Here is a 366-nt window from a genome sequence, read left to right as displayed (position 1 = left end):
GTGTAGATGTCGCCCGTGATTTTGCCGGAATTGACGATATTCTCGTTGCCGTCACCGCCGAGGAATGCCGTACCACCCGATATCTCACCAGCATTATTGAAAAGATCGGAAACGCCGGCGGCGTTGTTGACCGTTATCGCTGCATACGTCGTCTTGATCAGGCCGTGGGCGTAGTTATAGATGGTGGCATCGGAGTCCATCAGCAGGAGCCCGTGCGCGCCGCTGACGAAGCCCCAGTTTTCAAAGCCACCGTGGGCGATGCCGCCGCCTGTGCCCAGGAAAGCGATATCCCCGTCAGTGTTGTCGCCGAAAATGTAGCCGTAGTTCTTAATCGTGTCAGTGCCGTTGCCGGTCACTACCGCATAC

Annotated in this window: 1 protein-coding gene; it reads right to left on the bottom strand. The window is 56.8% G+C overall.

Annotated elements, in window-relative coordinates; genetic code table 11:
* Positions 1-366 (bottom strand): hypothetical protein (locus AC1D0P_RS32200; protein ID WP_477680436.1); only part of this gene is annotated, 366 nt, incomplete at both ends.

It is taken from the genome of Polaromonas sp. P1_G2, from assembly GCF_056405515.1.
The sequence above is the reverse complement of the archived record's forward strand: the minus strand, read 5'-3'. Positions and strand labels throughout refer to the sequence as shown.